We start from the raw sequence: 23463 nt of genomic DNA, 5'->3' as shown, positions 1-23463 counted from the left end.
GAAAGCCGGACAAGTCCATAAACCGACGTTGATTTGCTTTGCCAGCGTGCCGGTTGGAAGGTAGGTTTCATAGAAACCGACCACACTCCCCACCAAACAATGAGGGAACGCCATGGGTAGAACGATCAGAATCGTCCTGGCGGTGGTGCTGGGCATGGCGGCCGGCAGCGCGGTCAACATGGGCCTGGTTTTGTTGGGCCCCATGGTCATACCGCCGCCGCCCGGCGTCGACGTAACGGATATGGAATCCCTGTCGTCGTCCATGCACCTGTTCCAGTTCAGGCATTTCGTCTTTCCCTTTCTGGCCCATGCGGCCGGCACCCTGGCGGCCGCGTACCTGGCCGTGAAGATTGCATCGGGGTACAGGTTGAAGCTATCCATGCTCATCGGATCGCTGTTCCTCCTCGGCGGCATCGCCAACGCCATGATGCTGCCCGCGCCGGGCTGGTTTATTGCGGCGGACCTGATCGGCGCTTATCTGCCCATGGCATGGATCGGCGGGCAGTTGGCGGCCAGGGATTGAGACGCCAGGGATTGAGACGCCAGGGATTGAGACGCCAGGGTATGACGCACGTAGTGCCCGGAGGGACGAACCGGCATGGAATCCGGATCTGACGAAGCCTTCCTTGCGATGTTCGAACGCGGGGATCTGGTAGCCGCACGGGCCTTTATCGATAGCCGGCCACGGCTTGCCGGCTACGACGGGATCGCGGCTCACCCACTCCTGCGGGAGTTTGTCCGCCGGAACTGCGGCCACTGCTATAAATCGACCCATAGGGAGATCGCGGACCTGCTGATTCCCGAACGGGTGCGCGCCTTCAGGGATGCCGTGATGGCGGACCGGATCGAAGCGGTCCGGTCCGGGCTGGCGGAAGATCCCAGGCTCGTACATGCCGAATTCACCGGAGGCCGGGGTATCGCCCTGGCGATACATCACTGGCGGTCCGTCCCCGTCGGCAGGCTGCTGCTGGACGGCGGGGCCGACGTGAACGCCCTGACTACCGTGGGGTGCGCCGGCGAAACCCCGCTCATGATGCAATTACGATTCGGCACCCTGGAAGGCGCGCGATTCCTGCTGGATAACGGCGCGGAACCGAACCGGGGCGGACTCAAGCATACACCGAGCGCATCGATGGCTGAGAGCCTCGAACTGCTGGTCCGGCACGGCTGGGACATCAACGAGCGGGTGGACGGTCGCACCCTCCTGCACCACGACGTCAATCACGGACACGGCAAGCGGGTCCGTTTGCTCCTGAATTTCGGGGCCGATCCCAACCTTCGGGATGGTGAATGCCGTACCGCGCTGCACCTGATCTGCGCGAGAGGGACGGGAGCAGAAACGATCCGCGCGTTGGTCGAAGCCGGCGCCGACCCGGACGCGCGGGACCATGGGGGCAGAACGCCCCTGGACTGTGCCGCTTCCGCGCGGGGCCGGACGGCGTTCCACGCGCTCGTTGAACTTGGCGGCAACACCGGTTGAGAACGAGAATCGGCCATACGGCGTCGAGCGGGCAACGGATCGGCGTCGATCAGCCAATGGATCGGAGCAACGCACTGGAAATCAAGGGAAAGTACCCCGACCGCGCCGCGCGCATGGCGTTTCCCGGGAAGTTCTGTGGACGGGTGCACCAGGACGCCTGCCGAACCGGATTCATGATTTGTCCAGGCCTGGGGCCCGATTACGGCCGTCCGTACTACGACGACCGCTGGGGCGACGAGACCGACTGGATCGACGGCGAATCCGCCTGGTTCCTGTTCAAGGCCGGCGCTGCCGGCGATCTGGTGGCCATTGAGGCGCTCCTCGACGAAGATCCGCGCCTGGTGAACGCTCTGCACTGGTACGCCCAACCGGTACACATGGCCGCGCGCCACGGCCATGTCGATGCCGTGCAGCTGCTGCTCGACCGAGGTGCCGATCCCGGACTCAACATTTTCGGTCCGACCTGGGCGAGTCTCCTCGAAGGCGCCAGGGAACGCGGCTTCGTTGACGTGACAGAAGTCCTTGAAAACGCGATGAACGCCCGTTTTGGCTACGATCCTGCGTTCGGGGAGATCGCCGCGCTGGTGAAAAGCGACGGCAGTGCCGATCGCGTTGAGACGATCCTGAGAGAACAGCCCGACCTTGTTGATCGGTCCGACGAAGATGGCAACAACGGCGTTCACCTGGGCGTACTGAACGGCCGGAAAGACCTGATCGAACTGTTTCTGGACCACGGCCTGCCCATCGATGATCGGCGTGCGGACGGCAAGACCCCGCTGACGCTGTCGTTCGATGTCGGATTCGGACTCGATCCGCCCGATCCGAAACTAGGCCTTACGGAACTCCTGTTGGAGAACGGGGCGCATTACGCCATCACCGCGGCCTGCCACCTGGGCGACTACGAATGGACAGTGTCGATCCTCGAAGCGCATCCCGCCGATAAGCACCGCGATGCCGCGCTGATGTCCCCCCTGTCCTATGCGGTGCGCGCAGGGCACCAACGCATCGTTCAGCTGCTGCTCGAAGCGGGTACCGACGAACACCTTGTAGACGAAGCGCTTTTCGTGGCGGTGTGGCACAAGCAGACGGATTTGGTCCACCTTTTACTCGAAAGTGGCGCCAATCCCAATGTGGAACTGGACTCCTGCGGATGCGCCGCGGGCACGAACGATCAAGTCATAAGGGACCTGCTTATACGCCACGGCGCGGTTTACCCGCCGTCCTGGAGCCTGAATGAAGACAGGCTGTGCGACATGGTGAACGGCAAGCACTGCAGGGTACGAGACCCCTACCTGTTCGCGCAGGTGCTGGAATCAGAAAATGAAACGCTGATAGATTCCGTGCTAGCCGATGATCCCGAAGCGCCCGGACGCCTGGATGATCTTCAATACCTGCCGGCCTGGGGCGACAGCGCCGCGATCACCGGCAAACTGGTCGCGGCGGGCCTGGATCCGAACCGCCGCACCTTCGACGGTCAGACCTACTTACACGTCTGCGCCCGGCATGGCTGGGCATCCACCGCCCGATCCTTGATCGAACGGGGCGCGTCGGTGAACGTACTCGATGAGAAAGATGGCCGCACGCCCCTGGCCGTCGCGGTCGCGCACGGCCAGACCGGCATGGTCCGCCTGTTTCTGGAAAACGGCGCCGACCCCGGCCTGGCCGACTGGCCCTGGACCCGACCACTGGCGATTGCCGCAGAGAAGGGAGAGGAGGAGATCATTAAACTGATCCGGGAGTACGGGCACTGAGGATGTTGAGCGGATGCATAACGGCCGGGTCATCATTCCGTGGAAAGAAACTCGTCCCAGCCGGCTCTGACCGTATCTTCCACGACCTCAGGATAGCCGAAGGCATACTGCTCCGCCAGCGCACGTCCGACGCGGGCGACCTCATCCCGATGCCGTTCGATCAGCGCCCTCAGTTCGCCGCGAGTTCGTACCGGTGCTCCGAGGACTTCCAGCGCGTTGCTCCCGGTTTCCACGATCGACCGAATCTGGGGCGTCAGCGTATGGATAGTCGGTGTCACCGCGCCCAAATCTCGTCCGGAAGCGTGTATCGCCCAGAGCCGGATCAAGATGGCGCGCTCGATCTGCAGTCCCACGACGACCATGGGATCGAGACCGCGGTACAGCACCTTGTGGTGTTTGTTGGAGTTAATCCAGAAGTCGACAATCACCTGTCGTACGGAATCGGGGTCTGGATCCGAACGAATCGGTTCGGACGATACAGCTGCCGATACAGCGGCCGGTTCCGTGAAACTGTCGGCCAGCGCGGGGTCCCGGCAACCAAGCAGGTGGCTGGTGCCATGCAGGGCAAGCCGATCGACCCGTTGGATGCCGAGGTCGTACATCTCGCCGGTTTCGAGCAGAACGTGATGCAGGATCGCTTCTTCTTGCGAAAACAGCTGTTGGTGCGCGATACACAGGCCCTTGAATAGCGCCGCAAAATCGGGGGTTTCCCATTTCCGGAACCGCGCGGCGGGAACTGCCAGCCGAAGGTCCACGTCGCTGTACCGGTCCGCGGTCCCCTGTCCGAAGCTGCCTTCAATCCAGAGGGCCCCCACATCTTCGTTGGACCAAATCGCGGGCGCGACCTGCTTCAGCGTTTCTATCTGGGGCAGATCAGGCAGAAACGAGAAATCCAGATCCATGACGACCTCGGTCTATGGCGGTGACTTCGTAATTCGTCTGTGCAATGTAACATCATGCTAATGTCCAAAAAATGAATAAACAGCCGTCTCGATAGTAGTCCCTATGTAGTATGAATGGAAGCACGACTGTATAGCTGGTGAGCAATCATGACCGGTACCGCCATAATACAACTGCCTGACCACCCCGACCTGGAACGCCTTGAAGCGGAGGCTGAAGACCTTCTCGAGGAAGGTTCCTGCCAATCGCTCCCCGATGCACGGCTGCGGGTCGCCGCGCGGTACGGGTTTCCCGATTGGCCGAAACTGGCGGCCTATGTCGGGTCGATCGGCGTCATGGGGGAACTCGAATTGGCGATTCAGGCGGACGATACCGATCGGGTGAGTCGGTTGCTGCGGGCCGATCCCTACCTGATACACCGGGAAGGGCACTGGGTTAAGCGGCGGCGGCACAACGGTTACCGGCCCCTGGCCTATGCCGCCTTTTTCGGCAAAACCGGAGTCATGAAGACCTTTATAGATGCCGGTGTGGACATACACGAAGGGGAGGAAATGGCCTTGCGGGCGGCGGCGTGTTTCGATCGGAACATCCCCGCCGTCGACATGCTACTCGGCCGCGGCGCGGACCCCGACGCGTCGACGACCTCTCCCTCCGGTGTACCGTACCGGGTGATCGACTATCCCTGCATGACGTTGGCGCCGGCGATGCTCGACCGCCTGGTTTCGGCGGGAGGTACGCTCTTGCCGGACAACGCCGGGATGATCCTGGCGACGAATGAACGCCGGCCCGTAGACAAGGCCGCATGCCTGTGCGTCCTGCAACAGGCTGGGGTATCGCTACCGGATACGCCGCCCATGGCGCTGCATCTCAGGGACGGGAACCGTCTCACGCGGCACGTGAGTGGCGATCCTCACATGCTCGATAGGCTGTTCAGTGCGGAGGAGATCTTCCCGCCGGACTACGGGATCAAGCATCCCTCGCCGTACGCCTGCGCGACCCCCCTTGCCGGTGGCGTAACACTGCTCCACATGGCGGTCGAGTTCTGCGACGTGGAAATGGCCGTGTGGCTGCTCGAACGCGGAGCTGATGTCAATGCGCCTGCCGGTACCGACCACGAGGGGTACGGGGGCTGGACGCCACTATTCCATGCCATGGCCTCTCTGCACGTACCACGTAATTTCACGGACATGGCGGACCTGCTCCTGGAACACGGCGCCGACCCATTGCTGCGCGCGTCCCTTCGCAAACCGACGCCGGAGGGCGGGGAATACACGTGGAGGGATGTGACGGCGGCCGAGTACGCCCGGAGATTCGTCTATCCTGATCTCGTCAACCAGGACGCGCTTCGACGTGTCACGGCCGCGTGCGGCTGAACCGTACCCGCAGGCCGCGGGCAGCTGAACCGTACCCGCAGGCCGCGGGCGGTTGAATCGAACACGGGAACATGCAGGATGCCGCATTTGGATCCACTTCCTCCCAGACCATGGCCGTACCCGGTCGCCCTGAACGATATCGCCGCGGAAGCCCGCGAGCTGTTCGAGGCGCAACGGACCGATGCCGAAGCAGCGACGGTTCGGACGGCCCGGAACCATCCCCCACTGGATCCGTCCACCCTCACTCCGCTTGACGCTCGCGACGCCGTGGCCCGAAGCTACGGTTTTCCGGACTGGACCCACATCGAACAGTACTTCCACACCGTCGAAAGCCGTTCGCACAGCCCCAACCTGGAACCCATGCCGTCGAAGCCGAATGAAGGCGCCGGATACGCCGACGATTTCCTCCGCCTCGCCTGTCTGACGCAGGGCGCGCAGGATCACCCGTCGAGGTGGGCAAGGGCCAGGAGCATGCTGGAAGCCCATCCGGAGCTTTCCCGGATGAGTATTTACACCGCCTCTGCAGCCGGTGACGTACCCGCCGTAATCGATTTCCTGGAAACAAGCCCCGAACTTGCGAAGACCTCCGGCGGCCCTCATGACTGGGAACCGCTGCTCTATGTAGCGTTTTCCCGTCTCGACGCCGGAACAGCCGAACATGCGGACGTCGAGGTAACTCGGTTGCTGCTCGCCCATGGCGCCGACCCGAACGCAGGTTATCTGTGGGCCGGATTCCCCTGTCCATACACGGTCCTGACCGGTGTATTCGGCGAAGGGGAAAACGGCCCGGCGAGGTGCCCGTCGCACCGGAACTGCTACGAACTGGCTGAGATCCTGATCGCGGCCGGCGCCGATCCCAACGACGCGCAGACGCTCTACAACCGGATGTTCAGCCGTGACGACGAGCACCTGCGGTTCCTGTTCGTCCACGGACTGGGAAAGGAAGGGGAACGGCCCTGGCACCGGTTACTGGGCGAGCAATCGAGGGGCTGGATGAGTAGTCCGGCGGACATGCTGGCCTATCAACTGCAGTGGGCCGCCCGGTGGAACTATCCGGACCGGGTTCGCCTGCTGGTCGAGAACGGAGCAGACGTAAATCGGCCGTCCAACCGGCCTGATGCGCGCTCCCCTTACGGCGAAGCCATCTACCACGGGAATGAGGCCATTGCCGAGTACCTGGCGGCCTGCGGCGCGCGTACGTTCCCGCTGGACGATCTGGACCGGTTCGCCGGTGCGTGCATCCGTGGAGACCTAGACCGTGCCCGCGCATTGCTGGCCCACGACCCATTACTGACAGAAAAACTCGGCGAACGCGGTAACGCGCTTATGGAAAACGCCATCGGATCGGACAACCGGGACGCGGTCCGGCTGATGGCCGAAGTGGGATTTGATCTGAATGCCTGCGGTATGCACGAAGCGGCCCGGTACGGTCACCTGGACATGATCAAACTGCTGATCGAGCTGGGGGTCGATGCGTCACACCGGGACGGGGAACACGGAATCGACGCGATCGGCCATGCCAGCCACTACCAGCAGGACCACGTAACCGAATATCTGGCACCGTTCGCCGGGATACACCGGGCCGTAAAATCGGATCTGCTGGTACGTGTTCGGGAGCTACTGGAGAATGACCCCGCCTGTGCCCGCGAACGGGACGACGCGGGGAACACGCCGCTGCACTGCCTCGACGTGGATAACAGGATGGAGGATACAGAGGAGGTACTCCGGCTGCTCGTGACACACGGAGGCGATGTCAATGCCAGAAACAAAGCAGGCCTGACACCGCTCGACAGGCTGGAGCGTCTCGCCGGTTTTAGTCGAAGAGACGACCTGGCTGAATTGCTGCGCGGATACGGGGGCGTGGAATCAGACGATGCCGACTCGTCTTCGTAAATCCTCAACCGTTTCCCGGGATCACTTTCCCCATTTCGAAACGACCAGGCCCGTCAGCAGACCGACGACGATCCCCGGGGGCACGATTTCGACATAGGAACCCGTCGAGACCGCCGCAAGGAGAGAAAGGGCCGCACCCACCGCGCCGCCGGCAAGCACGTTCATGCCGACCCCCTCGACTCTACACGCGATCAGGCCAACCAACAGACCCGTGACCAGTCCCTTCGCCGTTCCCCATATGATGATCTCGGTCATCATGCCCTGCGCCTCGGGAATCAGGAAAGCGGACAGCCCGTCCAGCAGGCCGAGTACGCCGCCGGCGATCAAACCCAATGGTACGCGCTTCATGACGAATGCTCCGGTGTGTTCAGGTGACAGTTGAACATCCAGTTTATGCCGAATTTGTCCGTGATCATTCCGAAACGGGAGCCCCAGAAGGTATCCTGCAGCGGCATGGTCACTTCGCCGCCAGAGGACATGGCGTTGAACGCCTGCTCCTGTTCATCCACGCACGCGAAGTCGATCGAGAGCGAGATGTTGGTGTCCGAAGGAACCGTTTCAATATGATCGGAGCCCATGAGCATGTTTTCGCCGAACTGGATGGACATGTGCATGGCCTGACCCACCATGTGGTCGGGAATGTCCATGCCGATGTCCTGGTCTTTGGTGTAGCGGCTTAAGTTCACGACTGAACCGCCCAGACAATCGCGGTAGAACTCAAGGGCCTCCTCGCATTGACCATTGAATGCCAGATAGGGTACCAGTTTCACGATAGTTCTCCTTATAGTAAGCCACCGCGCAGGTGGCGGGATTACCTGCGTCACCTCGTAGTGGATTTGCTGGGCCACCGCGCAGGTGGCGGGTTCGCCTGCGTCAGATCACTTTCATATCAAAAGATACAACGCGCGGTGCGTTGAAATTGTAAAAAAGAGACACAGGACTAAAGTTCCGTGTAACTCACGTTGTTTTTTGCAAAAAAGGCCTTAGGCGTAAACCCGGTAAAGGCACTGAATTCCCGGATGAAATGGGCCTGGTCGAAGTACCCGCATTCGTGGGCCAGTCTGGTCAGCGTACTGTCCCGGTACCTGCCCAGATGATGGCAGATGTTCAGGAACCGGCTGATACGGGCGAAGGTCTTCGGCGTCGTGCCGACCGTAGCCGCGAACTTCCTTTCCAGCTGCTTCCTTGAGAGATCGACGCGTTCACCGACCTCTTCAACGGGCAATTGCCCGCCCGTGGACCGGATGAGCTTGACCGCTTCGTCCAGCGCCGCGTCATCCTTGTAATGCTCCTCCAACCGGTCCAACAGGAACCCCTGCACGACAGAGGCGAAGCCCGCGCCGCCCGCGCCGCTCGCGCCACACGCCGCCGTACGGAGTTTCTCCATCAAGTCTTCGTAATGCATTGGCCACAGGGTCGCGGTGCTTACCGTATCATCCAGAAAACCGCGGACGGGCAGGTCGAAGAAATGGTAGGCACCCCACGGAAAGAAGCGCACCGAAACGAAACCCGTCCGACCATTGGACTCGATCTCTATATACTTGCGCATCTGGGAGACCGCGAAACTCCGCGGCTGGACCCTGCGCTTCCCGCCTGCCACGGTCGTGATCCACGGATCGCCGTAGTGAAAGACGATCTCCACGATGCCGTCCGGCACGATGAGCGACCTGGGCGCGTGGTCGTCCTCATGCTCGGATTCCATCATCCAAACGAGTTGGACGTAGGGGGCGAGGTCTGCGTGCGTTTCGAATTCCCGATAGATCATGGCTGATGCGATAGGTAACGGGAATTGGTGCCTGCGTCAAGCCGGACGCTTTCACTTGACGCACCCGCGAGGCGCCTGTACCATTCCATGACCGGCGTGTGCAGGACGCCGCCCGTCCGCGGAAAGAACACAAGTTCACCTGTATCGGTTCCCTTCTGCCGTGGCAACCTTCTTCCTGCCCGTCCGGCGGACACACGGGTACACTGGCGGTCACACGATCGCCCGAAGGAGGTTCCATGCCGTCCCTGCCTTCTCATCCCGATATACGCCATCTCAGGCTGCAGGCGAAAACGCTGCTGAAGTCCGCGCGCAACGGCGAAGTACACGCCGTCGACAGGATCCGGTCGGCCACCGGCGCGCAGCGTGAACGCATCGTGCTGTCGGACGCCTATCACGCTATCGCCCTGGAACACGGGTTCAGATCCTGGCCCCACCTGAAGATCCACCTCGAAATCGCCACAAGGAACCTGGACGAGAAGCGGGAGATGTTTCTGTCCTCGGCCTGGTTATGGGGCGACCTGAAACGCGCCGAAGCCGTGCTCGAATCGGCGCCGGAACTCGTCCGGGGAGATATCCATGCCGCCTGCGCCGCCGGGGACATGGATGCCGTTTCAGGCATCCTGGCGACCGATCCCGCGGCGGCCACGACGAAGGGCGGCCCGAAGGATTGGACCCCGATCCTCCACGTGACATGGTCCTGTTTCCTTTCCAAGCGTGTCGACGCCATGGTCCGCATCCTGGAACTGCTGCTGCGGCACGGCGCCGATCCGGACAGCTACTGGGTGAACGATGACGATTGGAAGGAGTCGGCCCTCTACGGATGCGTGGAAAACAACTGCGTGCCGGCGGCCCGGGTGCTGGTGGACGCGGGCGCCGACCCCAACGACAACGAATCCCTGTACCACGCCTGCGAGAAGTTCAACCTGGAACTGCTGGATACGGTCGCGGCGAACGGGCTGGACGCGGAAGCCGTTTCCTATTGCATCAAGCATGTCATGGACATGAACTGGACCGAGGGCATCCGGTGGTTTCTCGACCAGGGCGCGGACCCCAATGCTATTCATCCCGCTGACGGGGAAACGTCCCTGCACTGGGCCGTAAAGAGAAACAACTCGGCCGTAGTGATCGGCGCGCTCCTGGAATCCGGCGCGGATCCAAACGCCGCCACCTCGACCGGGAAGAGTACGGCGCTCGGGATCGTCGGCCGGACCCCGCTGGATTTCGCCCTGCGGCTCGGTCGCGGAGAGGTCGCGGAGCTCCTCAGGAAGCATGGCGCCGTGCCGTCCCCCATGTCCGAATACGATCGCTTCATAGTCGCGTGCGCCAATACGGACCTCGATGTCGTGGAGCAGTTGAAAGACCGATATCTGCCCGGCCTGACCGACGACGACCGGACCCTGATCAGCCACGTGGCCCAGGTGGACAACTGGGCCGCGGTCCGTCTCATGGCGGACCTGGGATGGTCCGTGGACGCCCGGGGCTGGATGGAGGCCACGCCGCTGTACTGGGCCCTGTGCAAGGGAAACTCCGAAATGGTCGACTTCCTCCTCCGGCGGGGCGTCTCCACCAAGCCCATCGGCGGGTATTTCCAGGACCCGATCCACGCCGTGATCCACTGCCAGTGGTATCGGGACGACGGCGGGTACCCCGCCGCGCTCGGAATGCTGCTCGACCACGGTCTCGGCGTTCCGGAGGGACGCTATCCCAGCGGCAACGCCGCCATGGACGCGGTGCTGTCGCGGTACATTGAAGACTGAGGCGAAGTGTGGCGTAAGGCGGGATCGCCTAAGGGCGCCAGCGGGTTCCTCGTCCGGTAGCTGCGCTTCGACACTGGCAAACGACCACGGTCAACTTGACAAACCTCGGGCGGGCGGGTATATAGCCTGTGTTGTAACGCAAGCAATACTATCCGGTCATTGATCAGCGAAGACTACGCCCGTTACGAGGAGGCCCGGCATGGCCCGCATGGTCCACTGCGCCAAGCTCAAAGAGGAACTCGAAGGACTCGATTTCGTCCCCTTCCCCAACGAACTCGGCCAGCGCATCTACGATAACATTTCCAAACAGGCCTGGCAGATGTGGATCAACTATTCGGTCATGGTGATCAACGAGTACCGCCTGAATCTCGCCACGACCGAGGGCCAGGAAGTCTACGACCGGCACCTGGAAGAGTTCTTCTTTGGAGAAGGCGCCGAAATGCCGCCGGGATACCGTCCCCCTCAGACGAAATAAACCGGCCGCCGCCGTCACCGCAGCCGTCGCCGCCCGTGGTTTCATCATGAAGCGTGACGATGATATCCTGCTCATCTCCTGCTATGAACTGGGCCATCAGCCCTTCAGCCTGGCCTCCCCCGCCGCTCGCATGAAGTCCGTAGGATATAACGTCTCTGTCGTCGACGCCGCGATCGAACCGGTCCCGGAGGATATCGTCCGCCGGGCCGGCTTCATCGGCATTTCGGTGCCCATGCACACGGCCATGCGGGTCGGGATGGACCTGTCGCGCCGCATTCGGATCCTCAACCCCGGCGCGCATCTCTGCTTCTACGGACTCTATGCCACGCTGAACGCCGAGTATCTCCTGTCCCACGGGGCCGACTCGGTAATCGGCGCCGAGTTCGAGCAGCCGCTTTGCGACCTGGTCGGGAAGCTGTGCGACGGCGAATCGTCAGCGGCGACCGGAGAACTCCCTAAGGCCGGGGATCCTGCATCGGCCCGGGATCCGTCATCAGACGGCGATCACGCATCGGACGCGGATCCCGCATCGACCGGCGGTGCGGCCGGCGGTGCGGCCGGCGCCCCGCATCTCGCCCGCCAGGAATGGCTGGTCCCGGATCGCGATACGCTGCCTGGGCTGAAGCGTTACGCCCAGTTGGACAACGGCATTGAATCACTTCCGGCCGGGTACACCGAGACCACGCGCGGCTGCCTGCATACCTGCCTGCACTGCCCGATCACGCCGGTGTACAACGGCCGGTTCTTCGCCGTGCCCGCCGACGTGGTGCTCGCCGACGTGGACCAGCAGGTGCGCATGGGAGCCCGGCACATCACCTTCGGGGACCCGGATTTCCTGAACGGCCCCACCCACGTCCTGCGTATCCTGCGCAGGATGAGCGACGCCCACCCCGGCCTCACCTTCGATTTCACCACCAAGATCGAACACATCCTCCGGCACCCATCCTTTTTCCCGGAGGCCCGTGACCTGGGCGGCATCTTCGTCGTATCGGCCGTGGAGTCGGTCAGCGACCTGGTGCTGGAGCGTCTCAGGAAAGGACACACCCGCGACGACATCGTCCGGGCCCTCGCCATCCTGCGGGACGCGGGCCTGCCCATGCGGCCCTCGCTGGTGGCCTTCACGCCCTGGGCGACCCTGGACGACTACCTGGATCTGCTGGATTTCGTCGAAGTCCACGACCTGGTCGACCACATCGACCCGGTGCAGTATACCATCCGCCTGCTCGTACCACCGGGGTCGGCCCTGCTGGATGAGCCGGATACCCGGTCATGGATTGGAGCGCTGGATGAAGCGGGGTTCACCTATGCGTGGCGCCACGGCGATGCGCGCATGGACCGCCTGCATCAAAAGGTTTCCAGTCTCGTGGAGGAAGCCGACGCGTCGGGAGAGGAGAGGGACAACCGCCGCGTGTTCCACCGGATCAGGTGCCTGGCGGCGGAAGCGGCGGGCGACGAGGCACCCGCGGAGCAGCCTTCTCACGACATCCCGCTCAAAAGGCGGCGCGTCCCCAGGCTGACCGAGGCCTGGTTCTGCTGAGCGGAGCCTACAGCGAGCCGGAAAGGCTCGTTCATCTAATCGTCATCTAAACTTTGTAAACGCTGACTCAGGAAGTGTACCCGTCCTGCGCGGCGCCGCAGTGCTGCGGCCGGTCCGGCGCCCGGTATTGCACGCGGTGATCGGGCGTCTCCAGTCGGACGCCGCCCCGCTGCTTCGACGTGAGACAGTGGTCGAGGATGCCGCATACGGTGAGCGTCCGTTCCACCGGGATCGGGGAAACCCCGGTCTCGAACATCTCGTCGATCTTCGCCACCAGGCAGGCGGAATAGGTGACCGGAGGCGTGGGCGGCAGGAAGAACTGGGTCGACTGCGGCGCGGGTTCGTCCTTCAGGCGGGCGGCGAAACAGTAGTCCCCTATGGCGCCGTTGAGCATGAGCAGCGTGGTCTGCAGTCCATCCACATGTTCGATGAAGTAGGCGGCCGGCTCAGTGGCGAGCCGTTGCAACTCGCCCGTGCCCAGCAGGTCCTGGGTACGGCCGTCCTTTTCGGGCAGCCCCTTCGGACTGTCGCAGCGGGACAGCGCCGATCCCAGCAGTTCCTTCGAATAGCGTCCCTGCTCGCCGGCCTCCCACACGGCGTCGCCCACGATCATCTGAACCGCCCTGACCCCCGTCTCTCCGCCCCTGCGCCGCTCGATCATGCACTGCATGGCTTCGAGGGCGTGATAGTCCATGGCGTCCGACCCGCCGACGCCCACCATCAACGCTTCCTCGATGTCGCATTCCAGCGGGAGTTCCAGGTCGGGCAGCCGCCAGGTGACGGGCAGGCTCGAGCCCGCGAGTACGGGGAAGCCGAGTCGATTAGAATCGGCCACCATTTCCAGGCCCCGGTCGAAGCTATAGGACAGGTTCTTGTCGTTGTAGACCGGCACCGCGCGGCCGTCCTGTTCGAACACCTCGACGCAGGCCTTGAACATCTCGTAGCGCGGGTAGAGCTTCTGTCCTTTTTCGTTGTCCGGATAGTCGCCGTGTTCGCAGATGATCAGGATCCCGTCCACCGCCAGCGTATCCCCGCCGCACCGCAGCGCTTCGGCGATGGTTGGATAGACCTCGAAGCCGAACTCGCGGGCGCGGCCGGTACTCTGGTCTCCTTCGGGCCGCTGGTCGACGTAGAGCGACACCACTTCCACGTCCGGCCGGTGCCAGCGGCCGGACCGCGGATAGCCCACGAGGAACCGGTCCGCGAAGTGCTGGGAGTGAGACAGATAGGTGTAGATGGAACTGATGACGGCAAGCCGCCTGGACATAGTGTCAGTATCTCCTGTAAGTCAGTAACTCCAGAATGTCAATATCTCCAGAAAGTGGAGTTTTCGGGCGCCGGGTAGGCCACGTCGAGATGAGGCGTTTCGAGGCGTACCTGTCCCTCGTGCAGGCTGTCGACCCCGGCCGCGGTGAGGCCTGTCGTCAGCAGGGTCCTTTCCACGGGATAGGCGGCCTCGCCGGTGAGGAACATCTGCTCCACGTTGTTGACCTGCGGCGAGAAGAAGTTGGCCAGCGAGGTGCGCGCGGGCGGCATGGGCAGGTACATCTGCGTCGACAGCGGGTCGCTCCGTCCTGCGATACGCGCCGCGAAGTTGAAGTCCTCCACCAGTCCGTTGAAGAGGATCATGGTGCACCGGAGCCCGTCGCGGTGCTCGTAGGTGTAGGCCACCGGATCTTCCACCATCCGCTTCATCTCGTTGATGGTCGGGAAGATATGGTTGAAGCCGTCGCGGGAGGGTTTCAGCGTATGGCTGCGGCAGAGCGCCGCTTCGAAGAGTTCGCGGGACCACGCTTCCTCGTGGTAGGCTTCCCAGAAGGCCTCGCCGCGCCGGGCGTGGAGCCAGGCTACGCCCGTTTCTCCGCCACTGCGCCGTTCGACCATGCACTGCAGGGTCTCCAGGCCGTGGAAGTCGTAGCTGTCGACCCCGCCGTAGCACACGCACACGGCCTCCTCTACCTCGGCGTGCAGGGGCATGTCGACCGAGGGTGTCCGCCAGGTGACCGGCAGGCTGGACCCCGCCATGAAAGCAAACCCCAGCCGCCGCGACGTATCGTACATCTCCCGGGCCCAATCCCAGTTCCATGACAGGTGCTTGTCGTTGAAGATCGGCGCGGAACGGCCGCTGGTCTCGTAGACCTCCACGATCTCGCGGAACAGTTCGTAGCGCGGATAGAGGCGCTGCCCCTTCTCGTTGGCCGGATACTCGCCGTGCTCGCCCACCAGGAGGACGCCGTCCACCTGCAGAGCATCCCCGCCCAGGGTGAGGGCTTCGGCGACCGTGGGGTAGATCTTCATCCCGGGGAACCGAGCGGCCCGGTCCCTGCTGAGATCGTTCTCCCGCACCTGGTCCACGTACAGGGATACCAGGTCCATAGGCGGGTGGTGGTGCCGTCCGGCCCAGCCGTACCCCTCCAGAAAGCGGTCCACGATATGCTGTGTGTGGGCGTACGGGTGGTAGATGGTCGTGATCGCGGCGATCTTCGGTCGGTTGGGCATGGTCGTGAGCTAGACGCGCCCCCGATCGCCGTTGTCCGCGGTCCGGTCGTGCTTGATCACGGACATGGCCGACGCGATGATGGAACTGACGTCACTGAGATTGGACGGAATGATCAGGCTGTTGCCCGACTTGGCCAGGTTGCCGAAGGTCTCGATGTACTGCTCGGCCACCCGCAGCTGCACGGCCTCGTCGCCACCATCCGACTTGATGGCGCCCGCGATGGCCCGGACGCCCTCGGCCGTGGCGTTGGCGACGGTGAGAATGGCCTGGGCCTCGCCCTCGGCCTCGTTGATCTGCTGCTGCTTCGTGGCCTCGGATTCCTTGATGACCTTCTGCTTCTCGCCCTCGGCCTGGTTGATGTTGGAGTCGCGCAGCCCCTCCGAATTCAGGATGGCCGCACGCTTCTCCCGTTCCGCCCGCATCTGCTTCTCCATGGCTTCCAGGACGTCCCGCGGCGGACTGATATTGCTGATTTCGTACCGCAGGACCTTGACGCCCCAGGGATCGGACGCCTTGTCCAGTTCGCTGACAACGGCAAAGTTGATGGCGCCGCGCTCTTCGAAGGTCTTGTCCAGATCGATCTTGCCGACCTCGCTTCTCAGGGTCGTCTGGGCGAGCTGCGTGATGGCCAGGTCGTAATCGGCTATGCCGTAGGAGGCCCGCTCCGCGTCCAGCACCTGCATGTAGAGGACCCCGTCCACGCCGACCTGGACGTTGTCCCGCGTGATGCAGAGCTGTTCCGGGATGTCGATGGACTGTTCCTTCAGCGTGTGCCGATAAGCCACCCGGTCCACGAAGGGCAGCAGGATGTAGAAACCGGCATTTAGCGTCTTGCTGTACTTCCCCAGCCTTTCGATGACGCGGGCTTCCTGCTGCGGCACGACGATGATCAGGTTTCTCAGGAATATGATCGCGGCGATCGCGACGACGATGGTTACAATCAAGGTTTCCATTACAGATTCCTTCCAGCGCGATTAGAGACGGGCGAGGTCGTTAGAAACCCCTCGACGCCATCCGGGTTGAGTTTACGCGCTCCTTACCCAGAGTGAGACGCCTTCAACACGTTCGACAACGCAGGCCTGTCCCTTTTCGATAAGTGTGTCTCCCTTGTTCACGGCGTTCCAGTTCGTGCCGCGCACTTCCACCTTGCCGGTGCCCTGGGCCGGGATGTCCTCGAGGGCGGTTGCTGATTCGCCCTCCAAAGTGTTGATCTTCGTGGCGGGCTCATCGGGATTCAGTTTTTCGGTCAGCATCCGACGGAACAGGACGAGCGAGGCGATGGAGACGACCGAAAACAGTAGAAACTGAACCCAGGTCGTTTCCACCAGTCCCACCCAGGCCAGCACGCCGACCACGAGCGCGGCGACGCCGAAGAACAGCAGGTAGAAGGCGCCGGGCGTGGCCATCTCGGCCAGGCAGAGCAACACGCCGCCAACAATCCAGACCCACCACGCCATCAGTTCCTCCTGGAATCAGGTGAATCGCTGACAGAACGTCGTAAAGAACGTCACACTTCGAGCAGCAAAGCCGCGGGCACCTCGATCAAGGACTTGACCCTGGCCAGGAACTGCACGGCTTCCCGTCCGTCGATGATCCGGTGGTCGTAGCTCAGCGCCACGTACATCATGGGTCTGATCACGACCTCTCCGTCGACGGCAACGGGCCGGTCGTCGATTCGGTGCAACCCCAGTATGCCGACCTGCGGCGGGTTCAGGATGGGCGTGCTCAGCATCGAACCGAAAACTCCGCCGTTCGTGATCGTGAAGGTGCCGCCGCGCAGGTCCTCGAGCGACAATTTGCCCTCGCCCGCCTTAGCCGCGTACTGTCTGATATTGCTTTCGATCTCGGCGAATGACATGCGGTCCGCGTCCCGCAGGACCGGCACCACGAGTCCGTCTTCGGCGCCCACCGCAATCCCGATGTCGTAGTAGTGCTTCCTGACGATCGCGTCCCCGCGAATCTCGCCATTGAGTTCGGGGAAATCCCTGAGCGCCCCGATCACGGCCTTGACGAAGAAAGACATGAATCCCAGCCGCACGCCGTGCCGTTCCTCGAAGGCCTCCCGGTTCCTGCGGCGTATCGTCATCACCGTGCTCATGTCGATCTCGTTGAAGGTCGTCAGCATCGCCGCGGTCTGCTGCGCCTCCACGAGCCGGCTGGCGATGGTGCGCCGGCGCCGGGACATGGGCACGATTTCTTCCCGGTCGTCACCGGCCTGTCCGGCCGCACGCGCCGGCGGTTCAGCCGCGCGAGTCGTCGGTTCGTCCAAGCGCGCCGTGGGTTCGGCCGCGCGAGTCTTCGGTTCAGCCGGTTCTTCGCCGGTCGACGTAGTCTGCGCGGCAATGTTCTGTTCTTTTCGCGCCGCCACCGCCCGTTCCACGTCTTCCCTGCGGATCCGGCCGCCCATCCCGGTCCCTTCCACGTCCGTCAGGGAAATCCCCGCTTCCTCCGCCATGCGCCGAGCCACAGGCGTGACCCGGTCGTCGGAGACCGCTTCGGACGGGCCTGGCGCTTCCCGGGCGGGTTCAGGGGACATATCCGCGGTTTCTGTTTCATCCACGGAAACGGATTCGCCCGCTGAAGCGACTGGCGTGTCCGCCGCTGCCGCCTCGGCAGCGGCGGCGACGGTTGCGTCCGCGCCTGCCGTTACTTCGCTATCATCCAGCACACCGAGCAAGTCGCCGATGCGGACGTCCTCGCCCGCGGCACGTTCGATACGGGCCAGCACGCCGCTGTCATTGGCGTTCACCTCGAGGGTGACTTTCTCCGTCTCAAGCTCCAGGAGGGGTTCGCCGGTCGTAACCGGGTCACCTTCCTGCTTGAACCATTGGACGACGGTAGCCTCTACGATGGATTCACCCAGTTGCGGCACGGTGATATCGATGGCCATTCACACTCTCCGGGTCTTCACTTCAAATGCAAACGTTCGCTTCAATCGCCGAACAGGACAACCGCGATTCAGACCCTGCCAGACCAGACTGGCGGGGCTGCCCTGAGCCAGCATGCTCAAGATTCCGAACGCACGCCCGAATCGTACAAAATGCGCCGGACGCGGCGATCTGTCAATGCATCTCGATATTACCCGACGCCCCCATGGCAAAGGCCATTTTAACCAGATTCCGCTGGTTGTGGTTGTGAATGGCCGTCGAACCTTCCGAGGGCACCGCACTCGGCGGTCGGGATACGCGGTAGACCGGGCACCGGCCATCCAGGACCGTCTCCAGGACCTTGCGGATGTAGTCCCAGGCGCCCATGTTCTCCGGTTCTTCCTGGAGCCAGACGACTTCCTCCAGCCCGGGAAACTGCCCGATGATCCCGGCCACCTGGTCCTCCGCCACCGGATAGAGCTGTTCAATACGAACGACCGCGGCATGGGTTGCGCTTTCCCACAGCTCGTCGTTCATAAGGTCGACGTACACCTTGCCGCTGCAGAACACCAGTCTCCGGATCTTATCGGGATGTTCCTCCGCGCGCTCGTCTTCTATAATCGGCATCCATTTCCCTTCGGCCAGCTCACGGGCGGAAGAGGCCACGTCGGGATGACGCAACAGGCTCTTGGGCGTCATAATGATGAGGGGCAGCGGGTCGGATTCGAGCAGCCGGGACTGCCGCCTCAGCAGATGGAAATACTGGGCCGCCGTAGTGCAGTTGGCGATGCGGATGTTGAAATCGGCGCCGAAGGACAGGAATCGTTCCATCAGCCCGCTGGAGTGATCAGGCCCCTGCCCTTCGAATCCGTGGGGGAGCAGGATGGTCAGGGACGAGGTCTGCCCCCACTTGGCGCGTCCGGAGACGAGGAATTCGTCGATGATGATCTGGGCGCCGTCCACGAAGTCCCCGTACTGGGCTTCCCAGAGTACGAACCGCTCCGGCGCCTGGATGCTGTATCCGTACTCGAATCCCAACGCGGCGTATTCGGTCAGCGGCGTGTTCCGCGTCTCGAAGGAGGCGTTCGCCTGAGGCAGCCGCCGCAACGGCGTCCAGGCCCGGTCGGTCTCGTAGTCGTGCAGCACGTTGTGCCGCTGGCTGAAGGTCCCTCGCTCCACGTCCTGGCCCGTTAAGCGGACCGGCACGCCATCCTCGACGATGGAGGCGAAGGCCAGGGTCTCGGCATGGGCCCAGTCGATTTTCCGGGCGTCCACGTCGTCCAGCGCCCGCTGCCGGCGTTCGATCACCCGCTTGAGCCTGGGATGCAGGGTGAACTGATCCGGAAACGTCCACAGCGCCTTGTTCAGGTTCTTCAGACGCCGCATTGAAACAGAAGAGCGCGCTCGCTTCGCGGTGCCGGATCGAGGCGGTTTGTAGTAGGGCACCTCGAGCACTTCCTCGGGTTTCAGTTCATCCAGCATCGTCTGCATGGTCTCCATGTGGCCGGCGACCCATTTCTCCGGCTTCCCCGCTTCGATCCGGCCCTCCGCCACGAGCCGGTCGGCCCACAGCTTCCTGACCGTTGGATGGGCGTCGATCCGCCGGTAGAGACTCGGATGGGTGAGCGAAGGGTCGTCTCCCTCGTTGTGGCCGTGGCGTCGGTACCCGATCAGGTCGATCAGGAAGTCCTTGCGGAACTTGACGCGGTATGCGTAGGCGATGCGGGCAGCCTCCAGGCAGGCCACCGGGTCGTCGGCATTCACATGGATGATCGGGATTTCGAATCCCCGGGCGATGTCGCTGGCGTACAGTGTGCTTCGGGACTGTTCCGACGGCGTGGTGTATCCGAGCTGGTTGTTGGTGATGAGGTGTATCGTGCCGCCCGTCCTGAAACCCGGAATGCGATAAAGCGTAAAGGTCTCCGCGACGACGCCCTGGCCCGAAAAGGCCGCGTCGCCGTGGATCAGGATGGGCAGGTTCCGTTCGGGCAGCGGCCGGACGTCCCCCGGCAGGTTGACGATCGTCCCCGCGGCGCGGGCCATGCCCTCGAGCACCGGGTTGACCGCTTCCAGGTGGCTGGGATTCGGCGCGAGGTGGATATGCAGATCCACTTCCTTGCCCTGCTGGTCCTGGTATCTGCGCTGGGCGCCGCTGTGGTACTTCACGTCGCCGGTCCAGCCCGTGTCGTTGCCGGTCTTGTTGACCCGCTGCACCGGGTCCCTGAATTCGGCCAGAATGTGTTCATAGGGTTTGTGCAGGATGTGGGCCAGCACATTGAGCCGGCCCCGGTGGGCCATGCCGATCAGGATATTGCAGGTGTTGTTCTCCGCGGCCTCGCCGATCACCCCGTCCAGGATGAGGATCATGGTATCCAGGCCTTCGATGGAGAACCGGGTCTTTCCGGGGAAAGTCCGGTGCAGGAACTGCTCGAAGACTTCTACCTCGGTGAGACGGTCCAGGATGGCCATTGCGCTGTCGTCGTCCTCCGAGGGTCTGAACCGCCCCGTTTCCGCCGCCTCCTGCAGCCATTCCCGCTCTCCGGGGACCTCGATGTGCATATAGTCGTAACCGGTGGTGGCGGAATAGACGCGCTTGAGTTTCTTAAGAGCCTCGGAAGCGTTGCCGCACTGCTGGCCCACCGGACCGCCGATCAGGGAGGAGGGCAGACTGCGCATCGTCTCTTCCGTCACGCCCTGCGCCTGCAGTTCGAGCTCCGTCAGTGGGTCGCCCAGCGCGGCGTCGTCCTCGGTCGCGAAGACGGAATAGGGGAAGTACCTGGGATCGGCCAGGGGGTCCAGATGGGCGCCGAGATGTCCGTACTCGCGGACGTTCTGGGCGAGATTGGCGATGAAGACGATCTGATCGATATCGGCCGGACTGGCGTTGCCGTCGGCGCTGGCGGAACTAACGGTGCCGGTGGTGCCAGACGGGCCGGGCGCGGAATCGCCGGCCGGCCTGGTCGGGCTGGCCGCGGGATCTCCGTCCAGGTCAACTGCAAGGCGGGAGAACAGCGCGCGGGTTGCCGCGTCCACAGACTCGGGATCTTCGAGGTATTGCTCGTACAACGCGATCACGTAACCGGCGTTTGGGCCATGGAACTCGCGCAAGAGATCCAACTCGAATCCTCCCACGGGCGACTGATTTCGACGTGGCTGGCGGGCAACGAATCAATGCCTGGCGACGACGTCCTCGACTCCGGTTCATCGCCGTTTCAACCCGCCTACGAAGATAGAGGCGCCACCGGGGAAAGGCAAATGAATTGTAGGCATTCCGGGTGGGCGCTGAAGCGCCGGATGAAGGTCCTTTTCCCCTATTAGTGCCTTGACTTTTAACTTGCGTATGCATTACTTCCAGATTTTGATCTTAATCCTTGTTAACCGGTTGCTTCGGGGAGTTTCGACTTCATGGACCTGAGTGGATTGAAGGGCAGGACCGTCGGTGCCGCGGTATCGGGCGGCCTGGACAGTTGTACCGTCACCCGGTGGCTTGCGGACCACGACGTGGACGTGGTCTGCGTGACCGCCGACCTGGGCCAGCCGGATGAAGAACGCATCGACTACGTCGCCGAACGCATGATGCGGTGCGGCGCGAAGGACTCCGTAATCGTAGATGCGAAGGATGAATTGGCGCAGGCCGGGATCGAGGTCATCCAGTGTCAGGCCATGTACGAAGGGAGCTACTGGAATACGACCGGCATCGCCCGTCACATCACCGTGCGTTCCCTGCTGCCCGAGCTCAAGAAGCGCGGCATCGATATCCTCTCCCACGGCGCGACCGGCCGCGGAAACGACCAGGTCAGGTTCCAGCTCGTGGCCAACATGATCGACCCTGCGGTCGAGGTCTACGCCCCCTGGAGGGACCAGGCTTTCCTGGACGATTTTCCCGGACGAAAGGAAATGATCGACTTCTGTGAAGACCGGGCGTTGCCGATACAGGCTTCCCACGAGAAACCCTATTCCACGGACGCGAACATCCTCGGGTTGACCCACGAGGCCGGCCGCCTCGAGTCGCTCGAGACCCCGGCCGGTTTCATCACGCCCGGCATGGGCGTCCATCCCAGGGAAGCGCCCGATGCGTCCGAACGGTTTACCGTCCGCTTCGAACAAGGCGTGCCGGTCCGGGTAAACGGAGACCCGGCGACGCCGCTGTCGGCCATCGAGACGGCCAACCGGATCGGCGGCAGAAACGGCGTCGGGATCGGGATCCACACGGTGGAAAACCGCTTCGTGGGCATCAAGAGCCGGGGCGTTTACGAGTCGCCGGCCATGACGCTCCTCGGTCAGTGCTACGAGTTCCTGCTGCAGCTCATTCTCGACCGCCGCGCACGTCGTTCCTTCGACCAGGCCTCGGCAGTCATCGCGGAGCAGATCTACCAGGGGTACTGGTACGATCCCGCCACCCAGGCGCTGCGGGCATCCGTCGACGTGTTCAACCGGCTCGCAACGGGGACCATTCACGTCGATCTGTACAAAGGCGGCGTGTCCTTCGTGTCGGCCGAGGACGTCCCCAACTCGCTCTATTCCGAGACGACGGCTTCCATGGAAGGTGTGGGTGATTTCGACCACAAGGATTCCGAGGGATTCCTGGGCGTGCTGGGCGTCAGCGCACGGGCGCTCAAATCATGCGGTCAGACCAGACAGACGCGGTAGGCCGAACCACACGGCAGACGGACCCGCGCGGTAGACCGAACCACGTACGTTGAAGACCACGCACGCTGAAAACCTGGAGACTACATTCATGCCGGTAGGCAACAGAAACCAACTGGTTCCCGGATGCGGAACCCATCACGTGGCCGTCCAGACGCGGGACTGGAACGCATCGCTTCGGCTGTACCAGGAGGTCCTGGGCATGCAACCCGTGGCGGAGTTCGGCCCCGCTGAGCGGCGGATCCTGCTCCTCGACGCCGGGGATGGCAGTCACATCGAACTGTTCCAGCCCACAGCGGATACCCCATTGCCCGGCGGTCCCTCGCCCAATGACCCGGTCACCCACATCGCGCTGGCCACGACGGATGCGCGGACCGCGATCGAACACGTCCGGTCCCATGGATACGAAGTGACGATCGAACCGAAAGAGGTCAATCTGGGAGGACTGGAAGTAACCGTCGCCTTCTTCAAAGGTCCGTGCGGCGAGGTGATCGAGTTCTTCCAGGAACATTGATCAA

General features: G+C 63.0%; 20 protein-coding genes. 10 read left to right on the top strand and 10 right to left on the bottom strand.

Annotation, left to right across the window (positions count from 1 at the left end):
• Positions 1-112 precede the first annotated feature (112 nt).
• The 3 genes from OXH56_14075 to OXH56_14065 all read left to right on the top strand — a co-directional run bounded on the left by OXH56_14075 (position 113) and on the right by OXH56_14065 (position 3231).
• The gene (locus OXH56_14075) at positions 113-523 is read left to right on the top strand and encodes a hypothetical protein (protein MCY3556437.1); all 411 of its coding nucleotides are present in this window, start codon (positions 113-115) and stop codon (positions 521-523) included.
• 75 nt (positions 524-598) lie between these two features.
• Positions 599-1480 (top strand): ankyrin repeat domain-containing protein, encoded by an 882-nt coding sequence (locus OXH56_14070; GenBank protein ID MCY3556436.1) that lies wholly within the window; start codon positions 599-601, stop codon positions 1478-1480.
• The gene (locus tag OXH56_14065) at positions 1477-3231 is read left to right on the top strand and encodes an ankyrin repeat domain-containing protein (GenBank protein MCY3556435.1); all 1755 of its coding nucleotides are present in this window, start codon (positions 1477-1479) and stop codon (positions 3229-3231) included. Before OXH56_14070 ends, OXH56_14065 begins: the two co-directional genes overlap by 4 nt.
• Before the next feature lie 32 nt (positions 3232-3263).
• Here the strand turns inward: OXH56_14065 and OXH56_14060 are convergent, their stop codons facing one another.
• Complete coding sequence (locus OXH56_14060; protein ID MCY3556434.1) at positions 3264-4133, bottom strand: hypothetical protein; 870 nt, start codon at positions 4131-4133, stop codon at positions 3264-3266.
• Positions 4134-4280: 147 nt separating this feature from the next.
• Here OXH56_14060 and OXH56_14055 point away from each other — a divergent pair, with 147 nt between their 5' ends.
• Entirely contained in the window at positions 4281-5504 is a 1224-nt protein-coding gene (locus OXH56_14055; protein MCY3556433.1) for an ankyrin repeat domain-containing protein, read from the top strand.
• A gap of 87 nt (positions 5505-5591) precedes the next feature.
• Complete coding sequence (locus OXH56_14050; GenBank protein ID MCY3556432.1) at positions 5592-7397, top strand: ankyrin repeat domain-containing protein; 1806 nt, start codon at positions 5592-5594, stop codon at positions 7395-7397.
• 21 nt (positions 7398-7418) lie between these two features.
• Here OXH56_14050 and OXH56_14045 read toward each other — a convergent pair whose 3' ends face one another.
• The 3 genes from OXH56_14045 to OXH56_14035 form a co-directional block, all read right to left on the bottom strand.
• Positions 7419-7745 carry a hypothetical protein gene (locus OXH56_14045; GenBank protein ID MCY3556431.1) on the bottom strand — a complete coding sequence of 109 codons (327 nt, stop codon included), beginning with the start codon at positions 7743-7745 and terminating at the stop codon, positions 7419-7421.
• Positions 7742-8167 carry a VOC family protein gene (locus OXH56_14040; protein ID MCY3556430.1) on the bottom strand — a complete coding sequence of 142 codons (426 nt, stop codon included), beginning with the start codon at positions 8165-8167 and terminating at the stop codon, positions 7742-7744. Before OXH56_14040 ends, OXH56_14045 begins: the two co-directional genes overlap by 4 nt.
• A gap of 170 nt (positions 8168-8337) precedes the next feature.
• A complete protein-coding gene (locus OXH56_14035; GenBank protein MCY3556429.1) occupies positions 8338-9162 on the bottom strand; it encodes a helix-turn-helix domain-containing protein in 825 nt (274 codons plus the stop codon).
• A 236-nt stretch (positions 9163-9398) separates the two neighbouring features.
• Between OXH56_14035 and OXH56_14030 the strand changes: the two genes are divergently transcribed.
• The 3 genes from OXH56_14030 to OXH56_14020 all read left to right on the top strand — a co-directional run bounded on the left by OXH56_14030 (position 9399) and on the right by OXH56_14020 (position 12931).
• Positions 9399-10919: an ankyrin repeat domain-containing protein gene (locus OXH56_14030; protein ID MCY3556428.1), complete on the top strand. Its 1521-nt coding sequence runs from the start codon at positions 9399-9401 to the stop codon at positions 10917-10919.
• A gap of 199 nt (positions 10920-11118) precedes the next feature.
• Positions 11119-11394, top strand: a complete 276-nt coding sequence (locus OXH56_14025) for an oxidative damage protection protein (GenBank protein ID MCY3556427.1) — start codon at positions 11119-11121, stop codon at positions 11392-11394.
• Positions 11395-11440: 46 nt separating this feature from the next.
• Positions 11441-12931 carry a CUAEP/CCAEP-tail radical SAM protein gene (locus tag OXH56_14020; GenBank protein ID MCY3556426.1) on the top strand — a complete coding sequence of 497 codons (1491 nt, stop codon included), beginning with the start codon at positions 11441-11443 and terminating at the stop codon, positions 12929-12931.
• Between the two features lie 67 nt (positions 12932-12998).
• Here the strand turns inward: OXH56_14020 and OXH56_14015 are convergent, their stop codons facing one another.
• The 6 genes from OXH56_14015 to OXH56_13990 all read right to left on the bottom strand — a co-directional run bounded on the left by OXH56_14015 (position 12999) and on the right by OXH56_13990 (position 21415).
• Positions 12999-14198, bottom strand: coding sequence for a hypothetical protein (locus tag OXH56_14015; GenBank protein MCY3556425.1), 1200 nt, complete (start codon positions 14196-14198; stop codon positions 12999-13001).
• 38 nt (positions 14199-14236) lie between these two features.
• Entirely contained in the window at positions 14237-15430 is a 1194-nt protein-coding gene (locus tag OXH56_14010; protein ID MCY3556424.1) for a hypothetical protein, read from the bottom strand.
• Positions 15431-15439: 9 nt separating this feature from the next.
• Positions 15440-16384 (bottom strand): paraslipin, encoded by a 945-nt coding sequence (locus OXH56_14005; GenBank protein ID MCY3556423.1) that lies wholly within the window; start codon positions 16382-16384, stop codon positions 15440-15442.
• Positions 16385-16456: 72 nt separating this feature from the next.
• Positions 16457-16888 (bottom strand): NfeD family protein, encoded by a 432-nt coding sequence (locus OXH56_14000; protein ID MCY3556422.1) that lies wholly within the window; start codon positions 16886-16888, stop codon positions 16457-16459.
• A gap of 50 nt (positions 16889-16938) precedes the next feature.
• Complete coding sequence (odhB, locus tag OXH56_13995; GenBank protein ID MCY3556421.1) at positions 16939-18321, bottom strand: 2-oxoglutarate dehydrogenase complex dihydrolipoyllysine-residue succinyltransferase; 1383 nt, start codon at positions 18319-18321, stop codon at positions 16939-16941.
• A gap of 172 nt (positions 18322-18493) precedes the next feature.
• Positions 18494-21415, bottom strand: coding sequence for a 2-oxoglutarate dehydrogenase E1 component (locus tag OXH56_13990; protein MCY3556420.1), 2922 nt, complete (start codon positions 21413-21415; stop codon positions 18494-18496).
• Between the two features lie 288 nt (positions 21416-21703).
• On the opposite strand from OXH56_13990, the gene argG reads away from it, so the two are divergent.
• Positions 21704-22948, top strand: coding sequence for an argininosuccinate synthase (gene argG / locus OXH56_13985; protein MCY3556419.1), 1245 nt, complete (start codon positions 21704-21706; stop codon positions 22946-22948).
• An 88-nt stretch (positions 22949-23036) separates the two neighbouring features.
• Positions 23037-23459 (top strand): VOC family protein, encoded by a 423-nt coding sequence (locus OXH56_13980; GenBank protein MCY3556418.1) that lies wholly within the window; start codon positions 23037-23039, stop codon positions 23457-23459.
• Positions 23460-23463 lie beyond the last annotated feature (4 nt).

The organism is Gemmatimonadota bacterium, from assembly GCA_026702745.1.
In the GTDB taxonomy this organism is placed as follows: domain Bacteria; phylum JAAXHH01; class JAAXHH01; order JAAXHH01; family JAAXHH01; genus JAAXHH01.
This window is presented reverse-complemented; position numbering and strand designations above follow the sequence as displayed.

What these genes read in the sequence shown, in the direction of transcription:
- OXH56_14020 (MCY3556426.1), top strand. Translation starts at nt 11,441, where the DNA reads ATGAAGCGTGACGATGATATCCTGCTCATCTCCTGCTATGAACTGGGC.
- OXH56_14055 (MCY3556433.1), top strand. Translation starts at nt 4,281, where the DNA reads ATGACCGGTACCGCCATAATACAACTGCCTGACCACCCCGACCTGGAA.
- OXH56_14000 (MCY3556422.1), bottom strand. Translation starts at nt 16,888, where the DNA reads ATGGCGTGGTGGGTCTGGATTGTTGGCGGCGTGTTGCTCTGCCTGGCC.
- OXH56_14015 (MCY3556425.1), bottom strand. Translation starts at nt 14,198, where the DNA reads ATGTCCAGGCGGCTTGCCGTCATCAGTTCCATCTACACCTATCTGTCT.
- OXH56_13980 (MCY3556418.1), top strand. Translation starts at nt 23,037, where the DNA reads ATGCCGGTAGGCAACAGAAACCAACTGGTTCCCGGATGCGGAACCCAT.
- OXH56_14035 (MCY3556429.1), bottom strand. Translation starts at nt 9,162, where the DNA reads ATGATCTATCGGGAATTCGAAACGCACGCAGACCTCGCCCCCTACGTC.
- OXH56_14010 (MCY3556424.1), bottom strand. Translation starts at nt 15,430, where the DNA reads ATGCCCAACCGACCGAAGATCGCCGCGATCACGACCATCTACCACCCG.
- OXH56_14025 (MCY3556427.1), top strand. Translation starts at nt 11,119, where the DNA reads ATGGCCCGCATGGTCCACTGCGCCAAGCTCAAAGAGGAACTCGAAGGA.
- OXH56_14075 (MCY3556437.1), top strand. Translation starts at nt 113, where the DNA reads ATGGGTAGAACGATCAGAATCGTCCTGGCGGTGGTGCTGGGCATGGCG.
- OXH56_14005 (MCY3556423.1), bottom strand. Translation starts at nt 16,384, where the DNA reads ATGGAAACCTTGATTGTAACCATCGTCGTCGCGATCGCCGCGATCATA.
- odhB (MCY3556421.1), bottom strand. Translation starts at nt 18,321, where the DNA reads ATGGCCATCGATATCACCGTGCCGCAACTGGGTGAATCCATCGTAGAG.
- OXH56_14060 (MCY3556434.1), bottom strand. Translation starts at nt 4,133, where the DNA reads ATGGATCTGGATTTCTCGTTTCTGCCTGATCTGCCCCAGATAGAAACG.
- OXH56_14070 (MCY3556436.1), top strand. Translation starts at nt 599, where the DNA reads ATGGAATCCGGATCTGACGAAGCCTTCCTTGCGATGTTCGAACGCGGG.
- OXH56_14045 (MCY3556431.1), bottom strand. Translation starts at nt 7,745, where the DNA reads ATGAAGCGCGTACCATTGGGTTTGATCGCCGGCGGCGTACTCGGCCTG.
- argG (MCY3556419.1), top strand. Translation starts at nt 21,704, where the DNA reads ATGGACCTGAGTGGATTGAAGGGCAGGACCGTCGGTGCCGCGGTATCG.
- OXH56_14030 (MCY3556428.1), top strand. Translation starts at nt 9,399, where the DNA reads ATGCCGTCCCTGCCTTCTCATCCCGATATACGCCATCTCAGGCTGCAG.